This window comes from Legionella steigerwaltii (assembly GCF_001468065.1).
Lineage (GTDB): Bacteria > Pseudomonadota > Gammaproteobacteria > Legionellales > Legionellaceae > Legionella > Legionella steigerwaltii.
In genome coordinates, this window is the sequence record NZ_LNYZ01000010.1 from 131,304 (window position 1) to 155,261 (window position 23,958).

Here is a 23,958-nt window from a genome sequence, read left to right on the forward strand (position 1 = left end):
TCATATTTAGTTGAGATTGTTTCTTTTATAACGTTAAAAAATTAAAAAGAAAGCAATCGTTTCGCTTTAATGTCACCCTGTATATTTCGTTCACCTAACCCAATAAATTGCGCCTTCTCATCATAAAGACGAACACAATCTACTTCTCCAACACCTATTTTATTTGTCACTACTCTGCCTTGGCGAATTGAAACGACCTCATCATCCAAAAGAGTTACTTGTGCAAAGTGGTTAACTGCTCTATCCATAGGAACTAAACAATCCATTCTTTCGGAAACAGACATTGCCTCCAATTCATCCAGCGAATACATTGGCATAGTATCTAAACCCGATGTATAAACTCTATGTAACCGAGTCACATGCGCTCCTACTCCTAATACATCACCAATATCTTCAACTAAGTTACGAATATAAGTTCCCTTGCTACATGTCACCGTGAGCGAAAATTGAATTCCATCAAAAGCAGTAAGTTGTAAATTACTAATCAGGATCTCTCGTGCTTCTCTCTCTATATTGATCCCTTCTCTGGCAAAACGGTAAAGAGGTTTTCCGTTATGCTTTAAAGCAGAAAACATCGAAGGTATCTGCTTTATATAGCCTGTATGTTGTATCAGTGCATCCAATAACTGTTCCTCAGAAATTGTAAACGCATCAACGCGCGCAATCACCTCTCCTGTAGCATCAGCAGTATTGGTTTTAATACCCAACAAACCCGTCGTTTCATAACATTTATCTGCATCAAGTAAAAACTGACATACTTTAGTCGCTTCACCAAAACAAAGTGGTAACATGCCAGTCGCTAATGGATCTAAACTTCCAGTATGCCCAGCCTTTTGTGCGCCTAACAGCCTCTTTGCTCTTTGTAAGGCTTTATTAGAGGTCATTCCTTCTGATTTATTCAGCAATAAAATTCCATCTAGTGCTAAAGATTTATTCGCTTTCATTATCTTCTGGAGTTTGCGGATTCACTTTATCGATGAGACGGCTTAAACGTTGTCCATATTCTATTGATTCATCATATACAAAATGCAGTTGAGGAACTGTGCGCAAAGTAATACTGCGTGCCAAAGCGCTACGTAAATAGCTAGAAGCAGCATTTAAAATTGCTTCAGCAGTTTTTTTGTCATCATTGAGCACGGTAAAATATACTTTGGCATGCCCTAAATCAGCAGCAACTTTTACTGCTGATATAGTCACAAAGCCTGTTAAGCGCGGATCTTTTACTTCCTTAGGTATTATCTGAGCTAGCTTTCGCTGAATCATCTCAGCGACACGATCTGTACGTTTAAAATTATGACCCATCTTTATAAATCACGCTTAATTTCTACTGTTTCGTATACTTCGATTAGATCACCTGGTTTTACATCATTGTAATTTTTGACGCCAATACCGCATTCAAATCCTTGGCGAACCTCAACCACATCGTCTTTAAATCTTCTTAATGATTCCAAAGTTCCTTCATAGATGACCACATTAGCACGCAGTACACGAATAGGGTTATTACGTTTAATAACACCTTCAACAACCATACAACCTGCAATAGCGCCAATTTTAGGTGATTTGAACACATCACGAACTTCGGCAATACCAATAATTTCTTCTTTAAATTGCGGAGCAAGCATGCCTGTTAAAGCACCCTTGATCTGATCAACAATATCGTAAATAACGCTGTAATAATGTAAAGGTACTGATTCATGCTCAGCCAATTTCTTAGCGCTGCTATCAGCTCTGACATTAAAGCCAACTAAAATTGCGTTAGATGCTATAGCCAAATGCACATCAGATTCAGTGATACCACCTACACCACTTGAAATAACTTCAACCTTGACTTCATCGGTAGATAATTTCACTAATGCATCTGAAATCGCTTCGAGGGAACCTTGAACATCTGCTTTAAGCACTACATTAAGTACTTTTGACTCTCCAGCAGCCATATTTTCCATGATGCCTTCAATCGTTGATTTTTGTCGTCTGGCAAGTTTTACATCACGGAATTTACCTTGACGGAACAAAGCCACTTCTCTTGCTTTTTTCTCATCAGGAACAACAACCGCTTCATCTCCAGCATGAGGAATTGCTGATAAGCCAAGAACTTCAACTGGAATGGATGGGCCAGCACTATCAACCATATCCCCATTATCACCAACGAGTGCACGCACCCTACCGTACTGAAAGCCAGCAAGCAAAATATCCCCTTTGTGTAGGGTTCCACTTTGCACTAACACTGTTGCTACGGGGCCTCTACCTTTATCCAGGCGTGACTCGATGACTACACCTTTAGCAGCACCATCAGTAACCGCAGTCAGTTCTAAAACTTCAGATTGCAATAATATTGCATCAAGTAAATCATCAATACCCATGCCTGATTTGGCTGAGATATTGATAAACATAGTATCACCACCCCATGCCTCTGGAATTACTTCATGCACCGATAGTTCATTCATAACTCGGTCGGGATCAGCATCTGGTTTATCCATTTTATTAATTGCAACGATTATCGGAACCTTTGCTGCTTTTGCGTGTTGAATCGCCTCAATCGTTTGTGGTTTAACTCCATCATCTGCAGCAACGATCAAGATAACGATATCTGTGACTTTCGCACCACGAGCTCTCATTGCGGTAAATGCAGCATGGCCCGGGGTATCTAAGAAGGTAACATCACCCTTAGGCGTGCTCACATGATAAGCACCAATATGTTGCGTAATACCACCTGCTTCTCCAATAGCAACTTTGGTTCGACGGATGTAGTCAAGTAAAGACGTTTTACCATGATCCACATGCCCCATAATTGTAACTACAGGCGCTCTGGATTCAGTCACACTACCCTTAGTAATCGACTCTCCTAAACCAACTTCGATTGCATCTTCTTTGATTACATGCGCCTTATGTCCCATCTCTTCAACAACAATAACTGCTGTTTCTTGATCAATAACTTGGTTTATGGTTGCCATTGCTCCAAGTGACATCATTATTTTAATAACTTCGGCAGCTTTTACAGACATTCTTTTTGCTAACTCAGCAACTGTAATAGTTTCTGGGATTAAAACCTCTCTGACAACGGGTGCTGTTGGCAATGCAAAACCATGTTTTAATGATTCTTCAGCTTCCCTAAGTTTTTCTGATTTCTCAACCCCTTTTCGTTTTTTAAATTTATTACGTCCGCTTCGTCTATGTCCTTCTTGCTCTTCTTCATCACGCTCGTAAATCGATTGATATTTTGGTTTTTTCTTGGCTTTTCTAAAGTCTGATGCGTCTGACTCAGTTCCTTGATCTACATGTTTCTTTTTAGCTTGCTTTTCTAATCTATGTTCTTCTTTTGCAGGAACTTCTTCAATGTCTCCAAGGGTGCTTGTATTTTCAAGAACTTCAGTAGAAAAAGTTTCCAAGAGATCTTCAGTTTTTTCTTCCAGTGCCTTTTCTTCTAACTCAGGTTCTTCTTTTGTTTCAACATCAACATCAGCAGTTTCAACAATATTTTCAGCCTCAGCGGGAGTTTCAGATAAACTTTCTGGAGCTGCTTCTGCAGGATGGCGCTCAACTGCAATCTGATTTTCTTCAGGCATAACAACAGGTTCTTCAATCTCAGATTGCTGCTCAGCTATTGGAGTGCGTTTTACAAAGACTTTTTTCTTACGAACTTCAACACTCACGGTTTTTCCACTATGAGCATCATGGCCAACAGTGACTTGCGATAAACTTTTTCGTCTTAAAGTAATTCTTTCAGGCGAAACATTCACGTCGCGCAGAGAACTCCTCTTCAAATGATTGAGTAGGATCCGCTTTTGCTCTTCGTTCACAGTCTGTTGGTCATCGGTAAAAGACAACCCTGCTTCCTGTAACTGGTTCAATAAGCGTTCAACCGGAATACCAACGACTTGAGCTAATTGTTTAACCGTCACATCCGCCATATTTTAATCCCCTTTCAGCAGTTATATTCATCAATCTAAGAACAGAACTGCATATTTGCACTACATTAATTTATAATAAATCCATAGCCTTATAAAAACCATGGTTCTCTGGCCTTCATAATCAAAGCTCCGGCCTTTTCTTCAGTAATCCCTTCAATTTCTAACAGCTCATCCACAGATTGCTCAGCTAAATCTTCCATGGAAGTAATCCCTTTCGCGGCTAATTTCTTAGCTAACTCTTCAGTCATACCTTCCATTGAGAGTAGTGATTCATCAGGTGAACCAGATAGCTCTTTACCCGATGAAAGAGCCATAGTGAGTAATTTATCGTTTGCTCTATTTCTTAGTTCTTCAACAATTTCTTCATCAAATTCGTCTATAGCGAGTAATTCTTCCTTGGGTACATAAGCTATTTCTTCAAGAGAAGAAAAACCATGTGCTACAAGTAATGTAGCAATTTCTTCATCAATTTCCAGTGCAGAAGTAAATAACTTAACAATTTTGCTCGATTCTTCCAAATTCTTATTTTCAAATTCATCTGTAGTCATTACATTCAAGGTCCAGCCAGTTAATTGGCTTGCCAATCGAACGTTTTGCCCATTGCGACCAATTGCTTGGGATAATTGATCCTTTTCTACTGCCAGATCCATTGTATGCGTATCTTCATCAACAACAATGGAAGAAATTTCTGCTGGAGCCATAGCATTAATGACTAATTGGGCCGGATTGTCATCCCATAAAATAATGTCTACACGCTCTCCCCCCAGTTCACTAGAAACAGCTTGAACTCGAGCGCCACGCATACCAACGCAAGCGCCTACAGGATCAATTCTTCCATCGTTAGTTTTTACTGCAATTTTAGCTCTGTTTCCGGGATCCCGTGCCGCAGCTTTAACTTCAATAACATTTTCACCAATTTCTGGTACTTCAATTCGGAAGAGCTCTATAAGCATTTCATTACGAGTACGACTCACAAATAGCTGTGGACCACGTGCTTGGGGTGTTATCTCATATAAATAAGCACGAACTCTATCATTTGGACGAAACATCTCATGTGGTAACATCTCATTACGTGGTAGAAAAGCCTCCGCTTTACCACCTAAATCAATTATAATATTATCGCGTGTTACTTTCTTAACAGTGCCATAAATCAATTGTCCTAGCTTGCTTCTAAATTGATCGATTACCAGCTCACGCTCAGCTTCTCTAACTTTTTGCATAATAACTTGGCGTGCCGCCTGAGCTTCAATTCTTCCAAATTCAATCGAAGGGATTGATTCTTCAATGCGTTCACCAATTTTTGCTGCGGGATTACGTTCTTTTGCTTGCTCTAGAGTTAATTGGCGATCCGGATGTTCTAGCTCATCATCAGCTAGTACATCCCAATATCTAAAGGTTTCATAGTCACCAGTGCGGGGATCTAGTTTTATTCGTACACCTATATCTAAACCAAAGATCTTGCGAGTTGCAGACTCCAATGCGGCCTGAATGGCAAGTATAATTACATCTTTACTTACACCTCTTTCGTTTGATAACGCCTCTGCAACTAGTAACAATTCTTTGCTCATTGTTCGCCTCTCTATACTGTCAAACTTGCTTTCACAATATTTGAAAAAAGTAATTCTTGATCTTCGTTATTTACGTTAAGTACCAAAGAGCTCTCAGATACTGAGACAATAGTACCTGTAAATTTACGCTTACCAGCAACTGGTTTAAAAGTTTTTACTTGTATTTCGTTCCCTATATAACGCTGATATTGCCAACCTTTAAATAAAGGTCTTGGAATACCAGGTGATGATACTTCCAAGCTGTAATTTCCAGGAACTGGATCTTCTACATCAAGCAAAGCACTGACTTGATGACTCACGGCTTCACAGTCATCAATTCCTATTCCATCGGCCTTGTCAATGTATATTCGCAATAAAGAATGTCTACCTTGTGAAAGATATTCACATCCCCAAAGCTCATAGCCCATATCATTGATTGTAGGCTCTAATAAATGTTCCAACTCATCTTGTATCATAGTATTAACAAACCAAAAAGGGGTACATGCCTAATACAAATACAATATAGTAGCCTGAGTTCAGGAAGGGACTTAACTCTGGAAAATGATTACCAACAAAACAATGTTTCCGAGCACGACCTTGACTTCACTGGGCTACTACAATCTTTTAGTGCAGTTACAAATTATACATAATAAAAAACCCCATAAATGGGGTTCTAAATAAGTGGTAGCGGGGGCAGGATTTGAACCTACGACCTTCGGGTTATGAGCCCGACGAGCTACCAGGCTGCTCCACCCCGCGTCAACTGATGGCAAGTATACTGAGAGTCAGTACTCTTAGCAAGTACTTTCGCTAAGAATACAAATAAATATGTGTTCTACATTAAAAAAACTCTGATTCTTCTAATCAGAAACAGATTATTTTACTTTTAGGAACCAAAAGCATTAATACAAGCCACTATTAAGGTACCTGGAAAAATACCTAAATAAAGCAGTGATAAACAGTTTAAAGAAAACACTAAGGCATTTCCTTTATCCATAATTACTGGTTCAACATGTATTGGCTTATCAAAATACATGATTTTAACAATTCTTAAATAATAATAAGCACCAATTACCGTAAAGAATAAACCAACTACTGCTAGCCAAGTCATTTGTGCATCGACCAAAGCTTTAAGTACGAGCAATTTAGCAAAAAAACCAACAGTCGGTGGAACACCTGCCAGAGAAAACATAATAATTAGCATCATAAATGCTAACCATGGACTTCTTTTGTTAAGGCCTTTTAAATCATCAACATTATCAATTTCCATTCCCTTGCTGGACATTAAAACGATCAAGCCAAATGAGGCTGCTGAAGTTATTGCATAAATCAAAATATAATAAAGCGCTGCAGCGTAGCCCGATGTAGTAGCAGCTAAAATACCAAACAGAGCATATCCCATATGCGAAATTGCTGAATAGGCTAGCATGCGTTTAATACTTGTTTGTACTACTGCAAATAGATTTCCCAATCCTGTTGAAAGCAGGGTCATAACCAACAAGATTTGTTGCCATTGCGTGCTGATATCAACTAAACCAATAGTTAATAATCTAAACGCCATCCCTACAGCAGCGATTTTTGGCGCAGCACTGATAAATAAGGTAACTGATGCTGGAGCACCTTGGTATACATCAGGGACCCACATATGAAAGGGCACTGCTGCCAATTTAAATGCAATTCCAGATAAGATAAAGACTAAAGCAAAAACAAGCAATGTACTTTGCTGTTGCCAATTCGCAGCAATTGCATTAGCAACCTCCAGTAAATCGAGTTTTCCTGTAGCGCCGTAAATTAGAGAGATACCATATAAAAGCATTGCTGATGCAATGGAGCCCATTACAAAATACTTCATTGCCGCTTCAGAAGCATCACTATCTGTTCTACGAATAGCAGTCATTGCATATAAGGGCAATGACAACAACTCTAAACCAAGGAAAATAGTAAGCAGTGAATGAGCCGAAACAAGGAGCATCATTCCTAAGGTAGAAAACATTCCTAATATATAGTAATCGCCTGAAGGCATTTGACGTTCGTCAATATAATTTTTGGAATAGATAAAGCTCAGCAATACGGTAAGATAGATAAAAAACTTCATCAAATTAGCAACGTCATCATTAATAAATAGGCCATGAAGGGTAATGACTTTATACATACCAATATAAAGGAAGCTAACAATCGCAGCTAAAACTAAACCGATACACGATATAATGTAAGCAATAGATTTATAGCGATGCCGTAAAAATAAATCAGCAAGCAGCGCAACACACGCTGCAACCAACACGATTATTTCCGGAAGGGCTACATGGATATTTTCAAGTAATGCTGTCATATTGATTAACCTTGATTACAATTTTGATTGACTAGCTAATGCTAGAGTATGGCTTACTGTTTGATGTATGTACTCTAACATTGGCTTAGGATAAACCCCCATAGCGACCACCATCAAAGCAAGTAAAATATAAGCACTTAACTCAAAGCCCGAAAGGTCTTTTAATGCAGCAACTTTTTCATTTGCTACGGGACCAAAAATGACTCGTTTATACATCCAAAGGTTATAGCCTGCTGAAGTAATTAGAGTCGTAGCAGCCCAAAATGCTATCCAAAAACCGGCTTTCATTGACCCTAAAATCACCATAAATTCACCAACGAAACCCGAGGTGCCTGGCAAACCTGCATTTGCCATACAGAAAAGCATAAAAAGGGAGGCAAAAATTGGCATGGTATTCACTATTCCGCCCATGTCTGCTAAACGTCGCGTATGCATACGGTCATAAATATAACCTACTCCAGCAAAAAGTCCGCTTGAGACAAATGCATGGGAAATCATGACTACAATTGCACCTTCTAATATCAAGCCGGCAGCACTCAAACCAGCTTGTTTTGCTATAGCAAAGACAGCAAAAGAACCTAAGGTTACAAATCCCATGTGCGAAATAGAGGAATATGCAATTAGCCGTTTCATATCTTTTTGAATAATTGCGACCAACGCAATATATACAATTGCAATTAGAGACAAGGCGATCATGATCCCTGCATAGCGGTTGCATGCATCAGGAACTATTGGCAAAGAAAAACGAATGAATCCGTAAGCACCGAGCTTTAATAAAATTGCTGCCAGTACCACTGAACCACCTGCTGGGGCTTCAGTATGCGCATCTGGTAACCAAGTATGAACCGGGAACATAGGTATTTTAATTGCAAATCCAAGAAAAAAGGCGATGAAAATCAGCGTTTGTGCTGTCATCCCTAATTTAATGGCATAAAATGCTTCGATATTAAACGTGCCTGCTATATAGCCCATATACAAAAAGCTGGCTAACATGAGCACTGATCCCAAGAAAGTATATAAGAAAAATTTTATAGCGGCATAAACACGGTTATCTGATCCCCATATTCCAATAATTAGATACATAGGAATAAGCGTAGCTTCCCAGAAAACATAAAATAAAATTGCATCTAAGGCTGAAAAAACACCGACTAATAAGCCTTGCATAATTAAAAATGCAGCTAAATATTGAGAAACTCTGTTGGTAATACTCTCCCAGGTTGCCAATATCACAACTAAATTCGTAAAAATGCTTAGTACGATTAAAAGTAAAGACATCCCATCGATACCTAAGCTATAGCTGATACCTAAAGCGGGCATCCATGAAAATTCCTCCAAATTTTGCATCCCCAATACTTTCGGATCAAAACCTGCAACCAGTGGGATACAAAGCAGCAAACAAAGAATTACAGTAAATAATGCCAAGTAACGGGAAATATTCGGGCTTCGATCATCTCCAGCGAGAAGAACAAAAACACCGCCTATTACTGGCAACCAAATTAGTAAATTGAGCAAATAATGCATACCTTCACCCTATATTTAGCCGAGTATCAACCAGCATAAAAATCCAAGCAATCCAAAAACCATTACTGCTGCATAATGATACAGATAACCACTTTGTATAGCGCGACCTTTAGCTGAAAACCATCTAACAAGTCGACTGCTGCCATTAACAACCATTCCATCGATGAGCTTTTGATCACCCACACTGTAAAACACAGTTCCTACACCTTTAGAACCTTTCACAAAGACTAAGTTGTTAAATGCATCAAATCCATATTTATTAACAAGTATTTTATAGATGAGTGAAAAATAGCGTGCCAGATAAGCTGGGATCGCTGGAACAGCGATATAGCAAATCCAAGCAATAATGATCCCCGCTAAAGTTATCCAGAGGGTGAGTGAATATACTGAATGCAACATACTTTCAAAGGGCGAAGTAATTTCATGTGCAAGCTCGGCCAAAACATTATGTTGAGGAAGAACAAACAATGATGAGTCTAAAATTGTTGGCTTATCAAAAAGCATAGGCATATACAACACATAACCCAAAATAATTGAAGGAATAGCAAGCAGAACAAGTGGTAACCATACGACCCATGGTGACTCATGAATATGGCTTAAAGTATGTTCATCCATTCTAGGTTTACCATGGAATGTCATAAACAAAGATCTAAAGGTATACAACGCGGTTACGCCTGCACCAAGTACGACACAGAAATATGCATAACTGCTTCCAGGTATTTGTGATAACTGTGCTGCTTCAATAATAGTATCTTTTGAATAAAACCCGGCAAATGGCGGTAGCGCACAAAGTGCCAGCGAACCAATAATGTAAGTCACATAAGTAATAGGCATTTTGTTCCATAGGCCACCCATTTTCCGCATGTCTTGCTCATGATGCATTCCAATAATTACGGAGCCGGCACCTAGGAATAAAAGAGCTTTAAAGCATGCATGAGTGAGGAGGTGAAACATTCCTGCACTATATGCAGAGGCGCCCATTCCAACCATCATATAGCCTAATTGAGACAATGTTGAATAAGCCACAACACGCTTAATATCATTCATTACTAACGCTAAAATACCTGTAAAGAGTGCTCCCGTTGCGCCAATAACCAAAACCACGCTTAACGCAGTAGTAGAAAACTCAATTAAGGGTGAAATACGCGCTATCATAAATACACCCGCGGTAACCATGGTTGCAGCATGAATAAGCGCAGAAATAGGCGTTGGACCTTCCATTGACTCAGGTAACCATACGTGCAGTGGCACTTGCGCTGATTTACCCATAGCCCCTACATATAAGGCCAAACAAATTACAGTCACTAAAGACCAGGGATGTCCGTGAAATAGCTCTATATTTTGGCTTGATAAATAGCTTACACTTTTAAAAACTGTTTCATAATCGACACTGCCCGTATATGCAAAGACCAGAGCAATGCCTAATAAAAAGCCGAAATCACCAACTCGGTTCACAATAAATGCTTTAAGACTACCTTCAATGGCTGATTCTTTTTGATACCAGAAACCGATAAGCAAATAAGAAACAAGACCTACGCCTTCCCAACCAAAAAACAATTGTAGAAAATTGTTAGCGCTCACTAGCATGAGCATCATGAAAGTAAATAGTGAAATATAGCTAAAAAAACGCTGATAGCCATCATCATCTGCCATATAGCCGATACTGTAGATGTGTACCAGTAAAGAAACAAAATTAACCGTCACAAGCATTATTACACTTAGGGGATCGATTAAAAAACCAATATTAAATTCAAAAGGAAGTATTAATCCGCCGCTAGCCCAATGATAGACTACAGAACTTTCAGTTGAAATGGCACCAGAAAACAGTTGCCAAGCAACATACAGTGATACAACAAAAGAAACCGCAACACCAAGAATGGTAGCGCTATGGGCTCCGACTCGTCCAATTTGATTCCGGAAGAAACCAGCAATTATGGAGCCTGCCAAGGGAGCTAAAACAATTATTAAACAAAGTTGTTGGATACTCACAATGTTAACCTTTTAAATGATTCATCTTATCTACGTCAATATTGCCTCTATTTCTAAAAAGCAACATCACTATGGCTAATCCTATTGCTGCTTCTGCCGCAGCAACTGTTAAAATAAAAAAAACATAAACTTGACCACTAATCTCATTATAATAATGAGAAAACGCAATAAAATTAGTATTCACTGCAAGCAACATCAATTCGATACAAACTAGCAATAGGATGATGTTTCTACGATTCATCATTATGCCAATAAGACCAAACCCGAATAAAATCGCTCCTAAAATCAGGTAATTATTAACAGGTATCATATAGAATTCCCCAACATTATTTTTCTGCTTTCATATTAATTAATTCGATCCGTTCACTACTATGTGTCAGAATCTGCTGTTTCACATTTTGTCTCTTCGATTTTCTCGGGCCTCTATGTACCAGGGTAATTGCAGAAATAATTGCAATAAGTAGCAAAGCAGCTGCAATCTCAAAAGCCAATAAATAATCTGTGTACAAAACCATACCTAATGCTTCAGTGTTTGATAATGGCTTTGCTTCGGGATTGTTTTCTGCTACGTCAACAAATTGCGTGCTGATAGACGCTTTGTTTTGTGTTTCAACATTTGATTTAAATGTACCTGCAGGGATAGATACCATTAAAAGCCCGGTTAATAAAGCAACGAGAATCAAGCCAAATGGCATATAGCGTTTGTGATTTTTAATTACTTCAATATCAATATTAAGCATCATGACTACAAATAGGAACAACGTCATCACTGCGCCTACGTATACCAGCACTAAGATCAGGGCAAGAAATTCTGCTTCTGCAAGTATCCACAATACTGCGCTTGCAAAAAAAGTAACCACAAGAAATAGAACACTGCGTACTGGATTGTCTTGTATGATTACCATAAAAGCAGAGCAAACTGCGATAGCCGCAAAAACATAGAAAATAATTTGATCTAATAATTCATGCATACTTTACCCCGTTATCGGTATTTTTCGTCAGCAGCGCGATCTGCTGCAAGTCTTGGCTCCAGTAAATCACCCAGTGCAAGGAGCTTTTCCTTAGTCATAATATTTTGGCCACGTTCGCTAATATGATAATGAAGTACTGGCGTAACTACTATGGAATCTACAGGGCAAGACTCTTCACATAAACCACAATTAATGCATTTAAACACATCAATATCATATCTCGTAGTCCGTCGAGATCCATCTTCACGTGGTTCTGCTTCTATAGTTATTGCCAGCGCAGGACAAACTGCTTCACATAATTTGCAAGCAATACAACGCTCTTCACCATTGGGATAACGACGTAAAGCAAGCGCTCCTCTAAAACGAGGAGAGATTGGAGTTTGTTCCTCAGGGAATTGAACTGTTGTCTTTTTCTTAAAGAAATATTTACCAGTTAACTTTAAACCCTGCAATAATTCTATTAAAAGAAAACTGCGTATGTAGTATTTAATATTTTGATATGCTTTTTTCATCGGCTTCTCTATTAACCATTAAAACCAAGGTTTAACATGTGTAACAACCATTAACGCAGTTACAATAATCCAAACAATGGTGACCGGAATGAGTACTTTCCAACCTAAGCGCATAAGTTGGTCATAGCGATAACGAGGAAAAGTAGCTCTTATCCACAAATACACATACAGGAAAAAGCTCACTTTCGCGAGTAACCAAACAAAACCAGGTACCACAAAAAATATGTTTTCTAAGAAAGGAATCCCTTCAAATGGCGACATCCAACCACCCAAAAACATGATGCTAAGTAGTACAGAGATAAGAATCATGCTCGCATATTCTGATAAGAAAAATAGTGCAAAGCCTATCCCTGAATATTCAACATGGAATCCAGCAACAATTTCAGACTCACCTTCTGCTAAATCAAATGGGGCTCTATTTGTTTCAGCAATTCCAGCAATCCAAAATACGAAAAACAATGGCAGAAGAGGAATAAACCACCAATGCAAAATCCCACCTCTTTGTGAATTAACAATATCGGTGAAATTCATGCTTCCGGCGGCTAACAAGACACCCACTAAAGCAAAACCCATAGCAATTTCATAGGATACCGTTTGCGCTGTACTTCTTAAGGCACCAAACATGGCATATTTGGAGTTAGATGCCCAGCCAGCGATTAATACACCATAAACTCCAAGCGAGCTCATTGCAAAAACATAAAGTACACCTGCATTAATATTTGCAAGAACTATTCCTTCTTGAAAAGGAACAACTGCCCATCCGGCCAAAGCTGGAACTAAAGCAAATAACGGTGCGGCAATAAAAAGATATTTATTTGAACGTGTAGGGATTATAATTTCTTTAGTAATTAACTTAACTAAATCCGCAATTGGTTGGAGTAACCCTTTCATTCCAACTCGGTTAGGCCCTATACGTGTTTGTATATACCCAATAACCTTACGCTCTGCATATATTAAATACGCGACACATAGTAGTAATGGGATTACGATTACTAATATCTTAATGATGATCCAAATTAATATGCTAATATCTTGCAGCATTTTCTTACCTGCCTAGCGCTTAATAGTTATTGCAGCAAAGGAATGACCCAAATCTACTGTTTCAGGCATCGCGTTTGCTACCCATACAACATCTGCCGCAATGCGTTCATCACGTTTAAGCGGCAATGTTATCTCAATATCTCCCTGAGATACAGTAGCAACATCCTCCAATTTCAATCTATCTGCTGTTAGCGGATTGATACGTATGCAAGCTGATTCAGCAGCAGCGCATAATTGCAGCTCTTTGCTATTTCTGACGATTGCATCACTGCGATAAAGTGGCCACTCACCTACTCGAACTAATGATTCATTCATCATAGGCAGGCTCTCGGGATAATATGGTTTATATTCCTGCTCCATTGTGATTGCAACACTATTTTTAATTTCTGCCAAAATGTCTTCAGTTGACAGGTATTCAAAACCATCGCAATGCAACAAATTACCTAATACTCTCAGTATCTTCCATGCAGGTCGCGACTCTCCGTGAGGAGTCAAAGCTCCCTTCACAGTCTGCCAGGTATTATCTACATTAATATAGGTCCCTGAGGTTTCTGCATAGGGAGCCATCGGTAAAATAACATCAGCATAATCATGCATTGATTCATTATTGTAAGCAGACATTAATACTACAAATTCTGCAGCAAGCATTGATTGTCTTGCACCATAAGGATTTGCAAAATCAAAACCTGGCTCAACTCCCATTAAAAAATATGCTTTAAGTTTGGAATTTAAAGCTGCCTGCACATCCATTCCTGGAGTAGAATCAGCTTTCCCAGCTGTTGTACGATGAGGAACCATACCCGCCATCCAGGCACCTGCTGTGTTTGCACCATGAGTCAGTCTGAGTACTTTTGCGCCACTTAATTTTTCGATATGGAAAATTAATGTACGGAGTAACGCTGCTTCAGGATGATTTTCGCAAAGTGCACCTGTAATTAGGCAGGCTTTTTCATCTTTTAATGCTTTAGCAACCCTTTGGATTGCTTTGTCTGGCTCAAGGCCTATTAATAATTTTTGTACTGCAGCTGGGAGCGTCTTAATATCATCTGTAAGAGCTAAAGCAAGTTTAGCAAGCTGCATTGGCATTTCTAATGGTGAAACGATGAATCGATCCTTAAGATCAAAACGGTATTCAAAATCTACCGGGTTTATCGCATAAATGTTGGCGCCATTACGATTAGCCTTGCGGACCCTTACTCCTGCAAGAGGAACTTCACGATCAATATTACACCCGATCAACACAATTGTATTCTGTAGTTCTACTTCCGCATAAGGCATGGAGCTTGTTGGTGTCGTTGCCTGAGTTTCTTGATCTTTAAAATCTATCTGTTGCAATCTGTGATCTAAGTTGTGAACGCCAATCTCGCGCATTAACTTTTGTAACAAGTACATTTCTTCTAACGTAGAAGAGCTTGAGGCAAAAGCGGCCACTTGTTCTGCGCCATTTTGTTTTATAACTCGTGCCAGGCCTTCTGCTGTAAATTTTAAAGCAGTTTCCCAATCTACAATTTCCCATTGACCATTACGTTTAATCTGCGGTTGACTTGCTCTTGATGGACTTTTTAATCCAAGATAGCTAAAACGGTCTCTATCGGATAACCAAGTTTCATTAATTCCTTCATTCTCTTTAGGAACGACACGCATTAACTGATCTCGACGTGTATGCAGATAGATATTTGAACCGAGACAATCATGTGGCGCTATACTATCATGTTGAGTTAGTTCCCATGCTCTGGCTGTAAAACGAAAAGGTTTTGAAGTTAAAGCGCCTACTGGGCACAAGTCAATAATATTACCAGAAACTTCTGATTTCATGCTGTGCTGGACGTAGGTTCCAATCTGCATGTGCTCACCGCGACCGGTTGCACCTAATTCTCTTAAACCTGCTATTTCCTCACCAAAACGAACACAGCGAGTGCAATGGATACAGCGTGTCATTTCTGTTGAAATCAGCTCGCCCAAATTATCATCGTCCACAGAACGCTTTGTTTCAGTATATTCTGAAGCATCTGCTCCATATCCCATGGATATATCTTGTAATTCACACTCTCCTCCCTGATCGCAAATTGGGCAATCCAGAGGGTGATTAATAAGAAGAAATTCCATAACCACTTTTTGAGAATGTAATGCTTCTTTTGATTTGGTAAATACTTTCATTCCATCAGTAATTGGAGTAGCGCACGCAGGAACTGGCTTACGGCCATTTTCTACTTCAACTAAACACATGCGGCAGTTTGCAGCCACAGATAATTTTTTATGATAACAAAAACGTGGAATATGAATACCCGCCTCATCAGCAACTTCAATAATCATTTTACCGTTTTCGGTTTCAAATGTTTTACCGTCGATTTCAATAGTAGTAGTCATGGTCAAACCTTTTAATTATGCTGCGACGATCGAGCGTTTATGCTTAACGAAATATTCAAATTCATCGCGGAAATGCTTAACAAAACTTTGTACAGGCCAAGCTGCTGCCTCACCTAATGCACAAATAGTGCGTCCTTCGATATTATTCGCAACATTGACTAATTTCTCTACATCCCCAGGTTCGCCATGGCCTTCTTTAATCCGATGTAATAAGCGGACTAACCAGCCTGTACCCTCGCGACAGGGCGTGCACTGACCACAAGACTCATCCATATAGAACTCCGAGATACGGTATAGCGCATCAACCATGCAGGTTGTTTCATCCATAATAATTACAGCACCTGAGCCTAATCCTGAGCCTGCTTTTTGGATGCTGTCATAATCCATATCAAGCTCCATCATTACGTCGCCAGGTAATACACGCATGGATGTACCGCCGGGGATCACTGCTTTAATTTTTCGTCCTTTTATCACACCACCAGCCAACTCCAAAAGCGTTTTAAATGGTGTTCCTAATGGAATTTCAAAATTTCCAGGCTTATTAACATGTCCACTAACACTAAAGCATTTAGTCCCACCATTATTTGGCTTGCCAAGTTTTAAAAACCACTCGCCGCCCTTTTCCAAAATGACTGGAACAGAGGCAAAAGTCTCAGTGTTATTTATAGTTGTGGGTTTACCATATAGACCGTAGTTGGCTGGGAATGGAGGTTTAAATCTCGGTTGACCTTTTCTTCCTTCCAAAGAGTTGAGCAGAGCAGTTTCTTCACCGCAAATATATGCGCCGGCCCCCAAATGGTTATACAAATCAAAATCAACACCAGAACCTAAAATGTTTTTTCCTAATAAGCCTGCCGCATAAGCTTCTTTAAGTGCAGCTTCAGTACGTTCATAGGGTAACCAAAATTCACCCCTGATGTAGTTATATCCAACAGTAGAACCCATGGTGTAGCCTGCGATAGCCATTCCTTCGATGAGTTGGTGTGGGTTTAATGTAAGTATTTCTCGGTCTTTACATGTACCTGGTTCGCCTTCGTCGGAATTGCAGACTACATATTTCTGCACAGGAGAATTACGATTCATAAAACTCCATTTTAATCCGGTTGGGAACCCGGCACCGCCTCGACCACGCAGGGCAGATGTTTTTAATTCATCAATAATCGATTGTGGAGAAGTTTGTTCTTTTAATATTTTTCTCCAGGCACTGTATCCACCAACACTTTCATAAGCAGATAGTGTCCAAGGCTCTGGTAGATGAAATGTTCGATAACAAACTTGATTTAATTCAACCACGGCAACCACCTCTATCTTTTTATTGGTATTCTTCCAACACTTTATCTATAGATTCAGGAGTCAGATTCTCATGATAATCCTTGTCCACTTGCATCATTGGTGCGTTAACACAGGCACCTAAGCATTCAACAGATCTTAAGGTAAAACGCCCGTCATCTGTGGTTTCGCCTAATTTAATGCCCAATTTTTTTTCTAAATGCTCAACAACCGCAGCTGAGTCGCGTAGCATACACGAAATATTTGTACATACATTAATTGAATGTCTGCCAACCTGTGTGTGCTCATACATGGTGTAGAAACTTGCAACCTCATATACAGCAATTGCAGGCATATCAAGATAATCAGCTACTGCATCCATTAATTCAGTCGTTAGGTGACCATGCTCTTCTTGAACTATTCTCAACGCGCTCATTACTGCAGATTGCTTTTGATCCTTTGGATATTTTGCTATCCAATGATCTATGTCTTTTATTCTTGGAGCGGACACCAATTGATGTAATATTTTTGCTGAATTATCAGACATTTCTAAACCTTTATTTAAATTATAATTTTCTGGAATGTCATTTAATAATTATAAGAAATGACACACCTCAAATTAACGATCAATTTCACCAAATACTATATCCTGGCTCGCTAAAATTGCGACACCATCAGCGATCATATGTCCTCTTGTCATTGCATCGTAACTGGAAAGATGTGCAAATCCAGGAGCACGAATTTTCATCCTATAGGGTTTATTAGCACCATCGGATACCATATAAATACCAAACTCACCTTTAGGCGCCTCCACAGCACTATATACTTCACCACGTGGCAAGCAAAAACCTTCCGTAAACAGTTTAAAATGATGGATTAGGGCTTCCATATCTTCTTTCATTTCAACACGACGAGGTGGGGTAACCTTATGGTCATCTAGGCGAACCGGACCAGGATTTGCTTTGAGCCATTCAATACATTGTTTAATAATGCGATTAGATTGTCTTAACTCTTCTACACGAACCAAATATCGATCATAGCAATCACCCGTTTTGCCCACTGGAATATCGAAATCCACACGATCGTATGCAGCATAGCTCTGCTTCTTACGTAAGTCCCATGCAACTCCAGAGCCACGAAGCATTGGTCCTGTAAAACCCCATTGCAACGCTTCTTCGGGCGAAACAATACCGATATCTACTGTGCGTTGTTTCCAGATTCTGTTATCAGTTAATAGCGTTTCATATTCATCGACACAACGAGAGAATCGTTCAGTAAATGCCCATAGAAAATCCAGTAAAGTGCCGCTGCGATCTTCATTCAGTTTTTCGACTTCACGATCACTATGCCATCTAGATGCTTTATATTGAGGCATGGTATCGGGTAGATCACGAGCAACACCACCTGGTCTATAATATTTGGCATGCATACGTGCCCCTGACACTGCTTCGTAGCAATCAAAAAGGTCTTCACGTTCTCTGAAGCAATACAGGAATACAGTCATTGCTCCTATATCTAAAGCAATAGCACCTAACCATAACAGATGATTTAAAATCCGGGTTACTTCATCAAACATGGTACGAATATATTCAGCGCGTAGTGGCACTTCTATACCTAGAAGTTTTTCTATAGCCCGTACATAGGCGTGCTCGTTGCACATCATAGACACATAATCCAGTCTATCCATGTAACCAATAGATTGGAGATAAGGTTTGGTCTCTGCTAACTTTTCTGTAGCTCTATGCAATAATCCTATATGGGGGTCTGCGCGAACAATTGTTTCACCCTCAAGTTCAAGAACTAAACGCAATACTCCATGTGCTGCGGGATGTTGCGGGCCAAAGTTTAAGGTGTAATTCTTTAATTCAATCATTTTTTCGCCCCTTTCTCACCAATATATCGGTTATCTTCGCGAATAACCTTGGGAACCAAAACTCTGGGCTCAATATCTACTGGAGCGTAGATAACTTTTTCGAATTTTGCATCATAGCGCATTTCAACATGGCCACTGAGTGGGAAATCTTTACGGAACGGATGTCCGATAAATCCATAATCAGTCAAAATACGTCTTAAATCTGGATGTCCTTCAAACAAAATGCCAAATAAATCATAAGCTTCGCGCTCAAACCAATTTGCACCTTTCCATAAATGATGCACTGACGGAACAATTAAATGAGACTCATCTACAAAAACCTTAACGCGTAAACGATGATTCTTTTTAGTTGAAAGTAAGTGGTAAACTACAGCAAAACGTGGCTTGTCCAGAGAATAAACTTTGGCTTCTTGACGCTCTACACCTCGAGAGAAGCCCTTTTCAGTTGCCGTTTCTGTTTCCCAGTCATACTCACCGTAAAGCAAATAATCTACGGCACAAAGATCAATAAGCTGATCAAAGCAAAATGCTTCTAGATCGCGTAGTTCCAACATTATTGCTTTTAAATTTGCTGCACCACACTCAATAGTTACTTCATCATAAGCGACTGTAATATCATTAATATGACTCGATAATTCGCTTTTGAGTTGTTCAACCAAATAATCATTTTTCGTCATCTATTTGCACCTTTGATGATCTTAAATTTCTAAGATTTTTTTATGCCTGATTTTGTTCTGCAGTTGAATAATGCCATACAACAGCGCTTCAGCAGTTGGAGGACAACCAGGAACATATACATCTACTGGGACAATACGATCACAGCCACGAACTACGGAATAAGAGTAATGATAATATCCACCACCGTTCGCACAAGAGCCCATAGAAATAACCCATCGTGGTTCGGGCATTTGATCATACACTTTACGTAATGCAGGAGCCATTTTATTGCATAAGGTACCAGCAACTATCATTACATCTGATTGACGAGGACTGGGACGAAAAATAACTCCGAACCGGTCTAAATCATAACGTGCTGCACCAACGTGCATCATTTCTACTGCACAACATGCTAATCCAAAAGTCATAGGCCACATAGAACCACTACGTGCCCATCCGAGAAGTTTCTCGACTGAAGTCGTTACAAAGCCACTTTCTTGCAATTCTGCAACCGCCATAGCTAGCCTCTAAGCAGTTAAATATTAATAAAAAAATATCACCTCTGACTGCTTTCTTCTTTAATTGAAGTTGCATTCGGAAGTGAATTTTGGACTTGTTCTCAATTCACTAAACTGGGCTGCCAACCTGATTTTCTGTGTTCTGATGCGCGCACATTTTTATTTATGCTACGCTTCGAAGCTCAGAAATCATAGCCTTGCAGCCAAGGCTGTAGAATTGTAAACAAGCTCTATTTCACACTCTTAAAAGTTATTCCCACTCGAGTGCGCCTCGTTTCCATTCATAAATAAAGCCAATAACTAATAGCCCTAAGAATAACATCATTCCAGCAAAACCAAACCAGCCGATTTTGCGTAAAACTAAAGCCCATGGAAAGAAAAATGCTGTTTCCAAATCAAAAATAATAAACAATATGGCTACTAGATAAAAACGAACATCAAATGGAATGTGGGAACTTTCAAATGCCCCAAATCCACATTCATATGGAGAATTCTTGGCACTATCAGGCTTGTGCTTTGAAAATAAGGCGCCGGCCCCTATCATTGCTACACCTAATGCCAATCCGACAATTATGAAAATGAGAACTGGTAAATATTGAGATAGCATTTTTTCACCTTGCACGGATTAAAATGGTGCCGAAGGCCGGACTCGAACCGGCACGGCTTTCGCCACCGCCCCCTCAAGACGGCGTGTCTACCAATTCCACCACTTCGGCATATTCTTTTCAGGACCTGTTTACATTTACCTTCTTGCCAATCTGTTTTAATTTTCAGGACTCTGATGTTCGCATACTTTATGCGCCGAAAATTAGAAACATTTTGACTCAAACTAAAGAAATGTTTACAGCCTCCATTAACAATTTTTTTTTAGCCTCGTGAGCGTTCTTTTGCGCAACACAAGGTCTTATTTATTCTTTTTGCTGTTATCTACCGGTACTGGAACTGAATTCGCAGGTACACTGGTTTGCTGAGGAATTATTTGCTGTTCTGCCTTTTGATATTGTACAGACACCAAATAAGATAACAATAAACTGGTGACAAAAAAGGTCAATGCTAAGCCACCTGTTAATTTAAATAAAAATCCACCAGTTCCTTGGCTTCCAAATAGTGTGTTCGAAGCCCCAGATCCAAAGGCTGCACCAATATCAGCGCCTTTGCCATGCTGGATAAGAACTAAGCCTATTAAGACCACAGCAACGATTACATGAATCATTAATATCAATTGATACATTTCACAATTTCCACAAACTGTTTCGCGTTCAACGATGCACCTCCTACCAAACCACCATCAACATCTGGCATGGCAAATAATGCCTTGGCATTATTTTCGTTTACACTACCTCCATAGAGGAGTGATAAACGCTCGGCATCGCTATGATTAATCTCTGTAATCAGTTTTCTAATAAACTGATGTACTTCCTGTGCTTGTTCTGGTGACGCAGTTTTTCCTGTACCTATTGCCCAAACGGGTTCATACGCTACAACACAATCACGAAAGCAATTTTTATCGTGTTCGCTTACTGCGAGCAATTGTTTGGCAATCACTTGCTCTGTTTGCCCTTTTTCACGTTCTGCTAGCGTTTCACCAACGCAAAGAACCGGTATCATATCATGTTCTTTTACATGGTGGAATTTTTGCGCTACAAATTTTTCATCTTCGTGAAAACAATGTCTTCTCTCTGAATGTCCAACCAATACATAACGACAGTTGAAGTCCTTTAACATAGGTGCAGATATCTCTCCAGTATAAGCTCCAAAATCTTTTGGATATACATTTTGAGCACCTAGTTCAATTTTACATTCAGCAAGTATATCCCTAACTTGTGGGATATAAATCGCTGGCGGCATTACAATAACTTGGGCATCGTCAATAGAATGAAGTAATTCCTTAAGCTCTTTACTTAATTGAATCACCTGCTGCAGCTGACCATTCATTTTCCAGTTGCCAGCAACTATCTTGTGCCTCATCTATGCCCCCTCGTTTTCAACTGCGGACTATACCCAAACTCATTGCTGATGTGTAGCCCTATTTGCAATTTTTTTATTAAAAGGTTTAGTAGATAAAAAATACTATAAGACCCATTTTACTACTGAATATTTAAACTTCTCTCAATTTGACTTATGTCATCACAGAGCTTTTGTGCATGTTGTTTCACCAAAGACTCATCCATACCTTCTACCATAACCCGCAGTAATGGCTCAGTACCTGAAGGTCTGAGCAACACTCTTCCCTCTCCGTTTAAGCTTGACTCTAACGCCTTAACTACTTCGATCACTTGTGTATGTTCGGCAAGTAAGGTGGCGTAATTGGTCTTTAAGTTCACTAAACTTTGCGGTAATAAATTTATACCTTGACCTAATTGTTGTAAGGATTTGCCCTGTTTGACCATAATTGACAGAACTTGTAAGGCAGCAACAATCCCATCACCTGTTGTTGTTTTGTCCAAACAAACGATATGACCTGAGGTTTCACCACCTATTTTCCAATCTTTTTCTCGTAAAGCCTCTAAAACATATCGATCTCCTACTCGTGATCGTATGAACGGAATACCTAAACTTTTTATGGCGATTTCCAAGCCATAATTGCTCATTTGTGTACCAACTACTCCACCATTTAATACACCGCGTTGATGCCTGTCTTTAGCAATAATATAAAGGATTTGATCTCCATCAAATAAATGACCATTAGAGTCGACTAACACAACCCGGTCTCCATCGCCATCTAAGCCAATGCCAATATCTGCACCTGTACTCATGACCTTTTGCCTTAATAGCTCAGGAGATGTTGAGCCACAATCCTCATTAATATTAAAACCATCAGGACGGTTACCAATGGAAATAACTTGCGCGCCAAGCTCAGAAAAAACATTAGGGGCAATATGGTAGGTTGCCCCATTTGCACAATCAACTACAATTTTTAAACCAGATAAACGTGTTAATGATGGAATAGTCGATTTACAAAACTCTATATAACGTCCGCTTGCATCATTAATTCGAGTTGCCTTCCCTAAATTTTCGGAAGGCACTGTTTGCATTTTCTTTTCCAGTTCAGCTTCAATTGCTAACTCAACACTGTCAGGTAATTTCCCACCTTCAGAAGAAAAAAACTTGATTCCATTATCTTCAAAAAGGTTATGTGACGCACTGATCACAATTCCCGCGTTGGCCCTAAGTGTTTGGGTCAGATACGCTATAGCAGGTGTTGGCATAGGCCCTAATAACGCGACATCGACACCTGCAGCGGAGAGTCCTGCTTCTAAGGCAGACTCCAACATATAGCCTGATACTCTCGTATCTTTACCAATAACTACTTTTTTGCGATGACCATTAGCAAGTACGCGGCCAACTGCCCAACCCAATTTCAATACAAATTCAGGGTTAATATTTGATAAACCCACATGCCCACGTATGCCATCAGTACCAAAATATTTACGTTGACTCATCCTTAACCACCTT

General features: G+C 39.5%; 22 protein-coding genes and 2 tRNA genes. All 24 read right to left on the reverse strand.

What is annotated here, in order from left to right; genetic code table 11:
* Window positions 1-41 precede the first annotated feature (41 nt).
* Entirely contained in the window at window positions 42-944 is a 903-nt protein-coding gene (gene truB / locus Lstg_RS07220) for a tRNA pseudouridine(55) synthase TruB (RefSeq protein WP_058476987.1), read from the reverse strand.
* Complete coding sequence (gene rbfA, locus Lstg_RS07225; protein ID WP_058476988.1) at window positions 931-1,302, reverse strand: 30S ribosome-binding factor RbfA; 372 nt, start codon at window positions 1,300-1,302, stop codon at window positions 931-933. Before rbfA ends, truB begins: the two co-directional genes overlap by 14 nt.
* A 2-nt stretch (window positions 1,303-1,304) precedes the next feature.
* Complete coding sequence (gene infB / locus Lstg_RS07230) at window positions 1,305-3,908, reverse strand: translation initiation factor IF-2 (protein ID WP_058476989.1); 2,604 nt, start codon at window positions 3,906-3,908, stop codon at window positions 1,305-1,307.
* 89 nt (window positions 3,909-3,997) lie between these two features.
* Window positions 3,998-5,476 (reverse strand): transcription termination factor NusA, encoded by a 1,479-nt coding sequence (gene nusA, locus Lstg_RS07235; protein WP_058476990.1) that lies wholly within the window; start codon window positions 5,474-5,476, stop codon window positions 3,998-4,000.
* Window positions 5,477-5,487: 11 nt separating this feature from the next.
* The gene (gene rimP, locus Lstg_RS07240; RefSeq protein ID WP_058476991.1) at window positions 5,488-5,931 is read right to left on the reverse strand and encodes a ribosome maturation factor RimP; all 444 of its coding nucleotides are present in this window, start codon (window positions 5,929-5,931) and stop codon (window positions 5,488-5,490) included.
* A 206-nt stretch (window positions 5,932-6,137) separates the two neighbouring features.
* A tRNA-Met gene (locus Lstg_RS07245) sits at window positions 6,138-6,214 on the reverse strand.
* Window positions 6,215-6,341: 127 nt separating this feature from the next.
* The gene (gene nuoN / locus Lstg_RS07250) at window positions 6,342-7,784 is read right to left on the reverse strand and encodes an NADH-quinone oxidoreductase subunit NuoN (protein WP_058476992.1); all 1,443 of its coding nucleotides are present in this window, start codon (window positions 7,782-7,784) and stop codon (window positions 6,342-6,344) included.
* A 15-nt stretch (window positions 7,785-7,799) separates the two neighbouring features.
* Complete coding sequence (locus Lstg_RS07255) at window positions 7,800-9,305, reverse strand: complex I subunit 4 family protein (RefSeq protein ID WP_058476993.1); 1,506 nt, start codon at window positions 9,303-9,305, stop codon at window positions 7,800-7,802.
* 15 nt (window positions 9,306-9,320) lie between these two features.
* Window positions 9,321-11,294, reverse strand: coding sequence for an NADH-quinone oxidoreductase subunit L (gene nuoL / locus Lstg_RS07260; protein ID WP_058476994.1), 1,974 nt, complete (start codon window positions 11,292-11,294; stop codon window positions 9,321-9,323).
* Between the two features lie 4 nt (window positions 11,295-11,298).
* Window positions 11,299-11,604 carry an NADH-quinone oxidoreductase subunit NuoK gene (nuoK, locus tag Lstg_RS07265; RefSeq protein ID WP_058476995.1) on the reverse strand — a complete coding sequence of 102 codons (306 nt, stop codon included), beginning with the start codon at window positions 11,602-11,604 and terminating at the stop codon, window positions 11,299-11,301.
* A 16-nt stretch (window positions 11,605-11,620) separates the two neighbouring features.
* On the reverse strand, window positions 11,621-12,265 hold the full coding sequence (locus Lstg_RS07270) for an NADH-quinone oxidoreductase subunit J (protein ID WP_058476996.1): 645 nt from the start codon (window positions 12,263-12,265) through the stop codon (window positions 11,621-11,623).
* Window positions 12,266-12,276: 11 nt separating this feature from the next.
* Window positions 12,277-12,777 carry an NADH-quinone oxidoreductase subunit NuoI gene (gene nuoI, locus Lstg_RS07275; protein WP_058476997.1) on the reverse strand — a complete coding sequence of 167 codons (501 nt, stop codon included), beginning with the start codon at window positions 12,775-12,777 and terminating at the stop codon, window positions 12,277-12,279.
* 18 nt (window positions 12,778-12,795) lie between these two features.
* Window positions 12,796-13,818 (reverse strand): NADH-quinone oxidoreductase subunit NuoH, encoded by a 1,023-nt coding sequence (gene nuoH, locus Lstg_RS07280; protein WP_058476998.1) that lies wholly within the window; start codon window positions 13,816-13,818, stop codon window positions 12,796-12,798.
* A 12-nt stretch (window positions 13,819-13,830) separates the two neighbouring features.
* Entirely contained in the window at window positions 13,831-16,185 is a 2,355-nt protein-coding gene (gene nuoG, locus Lstg_RS07285) for an NADH-quinone oxidoreductase subunit NuoG (protein WP_058476999.1), read from the reverse strand.
* 15 nt (window positions 16,186-16,200) lie between these two features.
* Window positions 16,201-17,478, reverse strand: a complete 1,278-nt coding sequence (nuoF, locus tag Lstg_RS07290; protein WP_058477000.1) for an NADH-quinone oxidoreductase subunit NuoF — start codon at window positions 17,476-17,478, stop codon at window positions 16,201-16,203.
* Window positions 17,479-17,497: 19 nt separating this feature from the next.
* Window positions 17,498-18,001 carry an NADH-quinone oxidoreductase subunit NuoE gene (nuoE, locus tag Lstg_RS07295; protein WP_058477001.1) on the reverse strand — a complete coding sequence of 168 codons (504 nt, stop codon included), beginning with the start codon at window positions 17,999-18,001 and terminating at the stop codon, window positions 17,498-17,500.
* Between the two features lie 72 nt (window positions 18,002-18,073).
* Window positions 18,074-19,327, reverse strand: a complete 1,254-nt coding sequence (locus Lstg_RS07300; protein ID WP_058477002.1) for an NADH-quinone oxidoreductase subunit D — start codon at window positions 19,325-19,327, stop codon at window positions 18,074-18,076.
* On the reverse strand, window positions 19,324-20,004 hold the full coding sequence (locus tag Lstg_RS07305) for an NADH-quinone oxidoreductase subunit C (protein ID WP_058477003.1): 681 nt from the start codon (window positions 20,002-20,004) through the stop codon (window positions 19,324-19,326). Before Lstg_RS07305 ends, Lstg_RS07300 begins: the two co-directional genes overlap by 4 nt.
* A gap of 21 nt (window positions 20,005-20,025) precedes the next feature.
* Window positions 20,026-20,502, reverse strand: a complete 477-nt coding sequence (locus tag Lstg_RS07310; RefSeq protein WP_058477004.1) for a NuoB/complex I 20 kDa subunit family protein — start codon at window positions 20,500-20,502, stop codon at window positions 20,026-20,028.
* A gap of 250 nt (window positions 20,503-20,752) precedes the next feature.
* On the reverse strand, window positions 20,753-21,109 hold the full coding sequence (locus tag Lstg_RS07315; RefSeq protein ID WP_058477005.1) for an NADH-quinone oxidoreductase subunit A: 357 nt from the start codon (window positions 21,107-21,109) through the stop codon (window positions 20,753-20,755).
* 24 nt (window positions 21,110-21,133) lie between these two features.
* Window positions 21,134-21,218 (reverse strand) — tRNA-Leu (locus tag Lstg_RS07320).
* A 188-nt stretch (window positions 21,219-21,406) separates the two neighbouring features.
* Entirely contained in the window at window positions 21,407-21,733 is a 327-nt protein-coding gene (secG, locus tag Lstg_RS07325) for a preprotein translocase subunit SecG (protein WP_058477006.1), read from the reverse strand.
* Window positions 21,721-22,470: a triose-phosphate isomerase gene (tpiA, locus tag Lstg_RS07330; RefSeq protein ID WP_058477007.1), complete on the reverse strand. Its 750-nt coding sequence runs from the start codon at window positions 22,468-22,470 to the stop codon at window positions 21,721-21,723. The genes secG and tpiA overlap by 13 nt, the downstream gene beginning before the upstream one ends.
* A gap of 119 nt (window positions 22,471-22,589) precedes the next feature.
* Complete coding sequence (glmM, locus tag Lstg_RS07335) at window positions 22,590-23,945, reverse strand: phosphoglucosamine mutase (RefSeq protein ID WP_058477008.1); 1,356 nt, start codon at window positions 23,943-23,945, stop codon at window positions 22,590-22,592.
* Window positions 23,946-23,958: the final 13 nt, after the last annotated feature.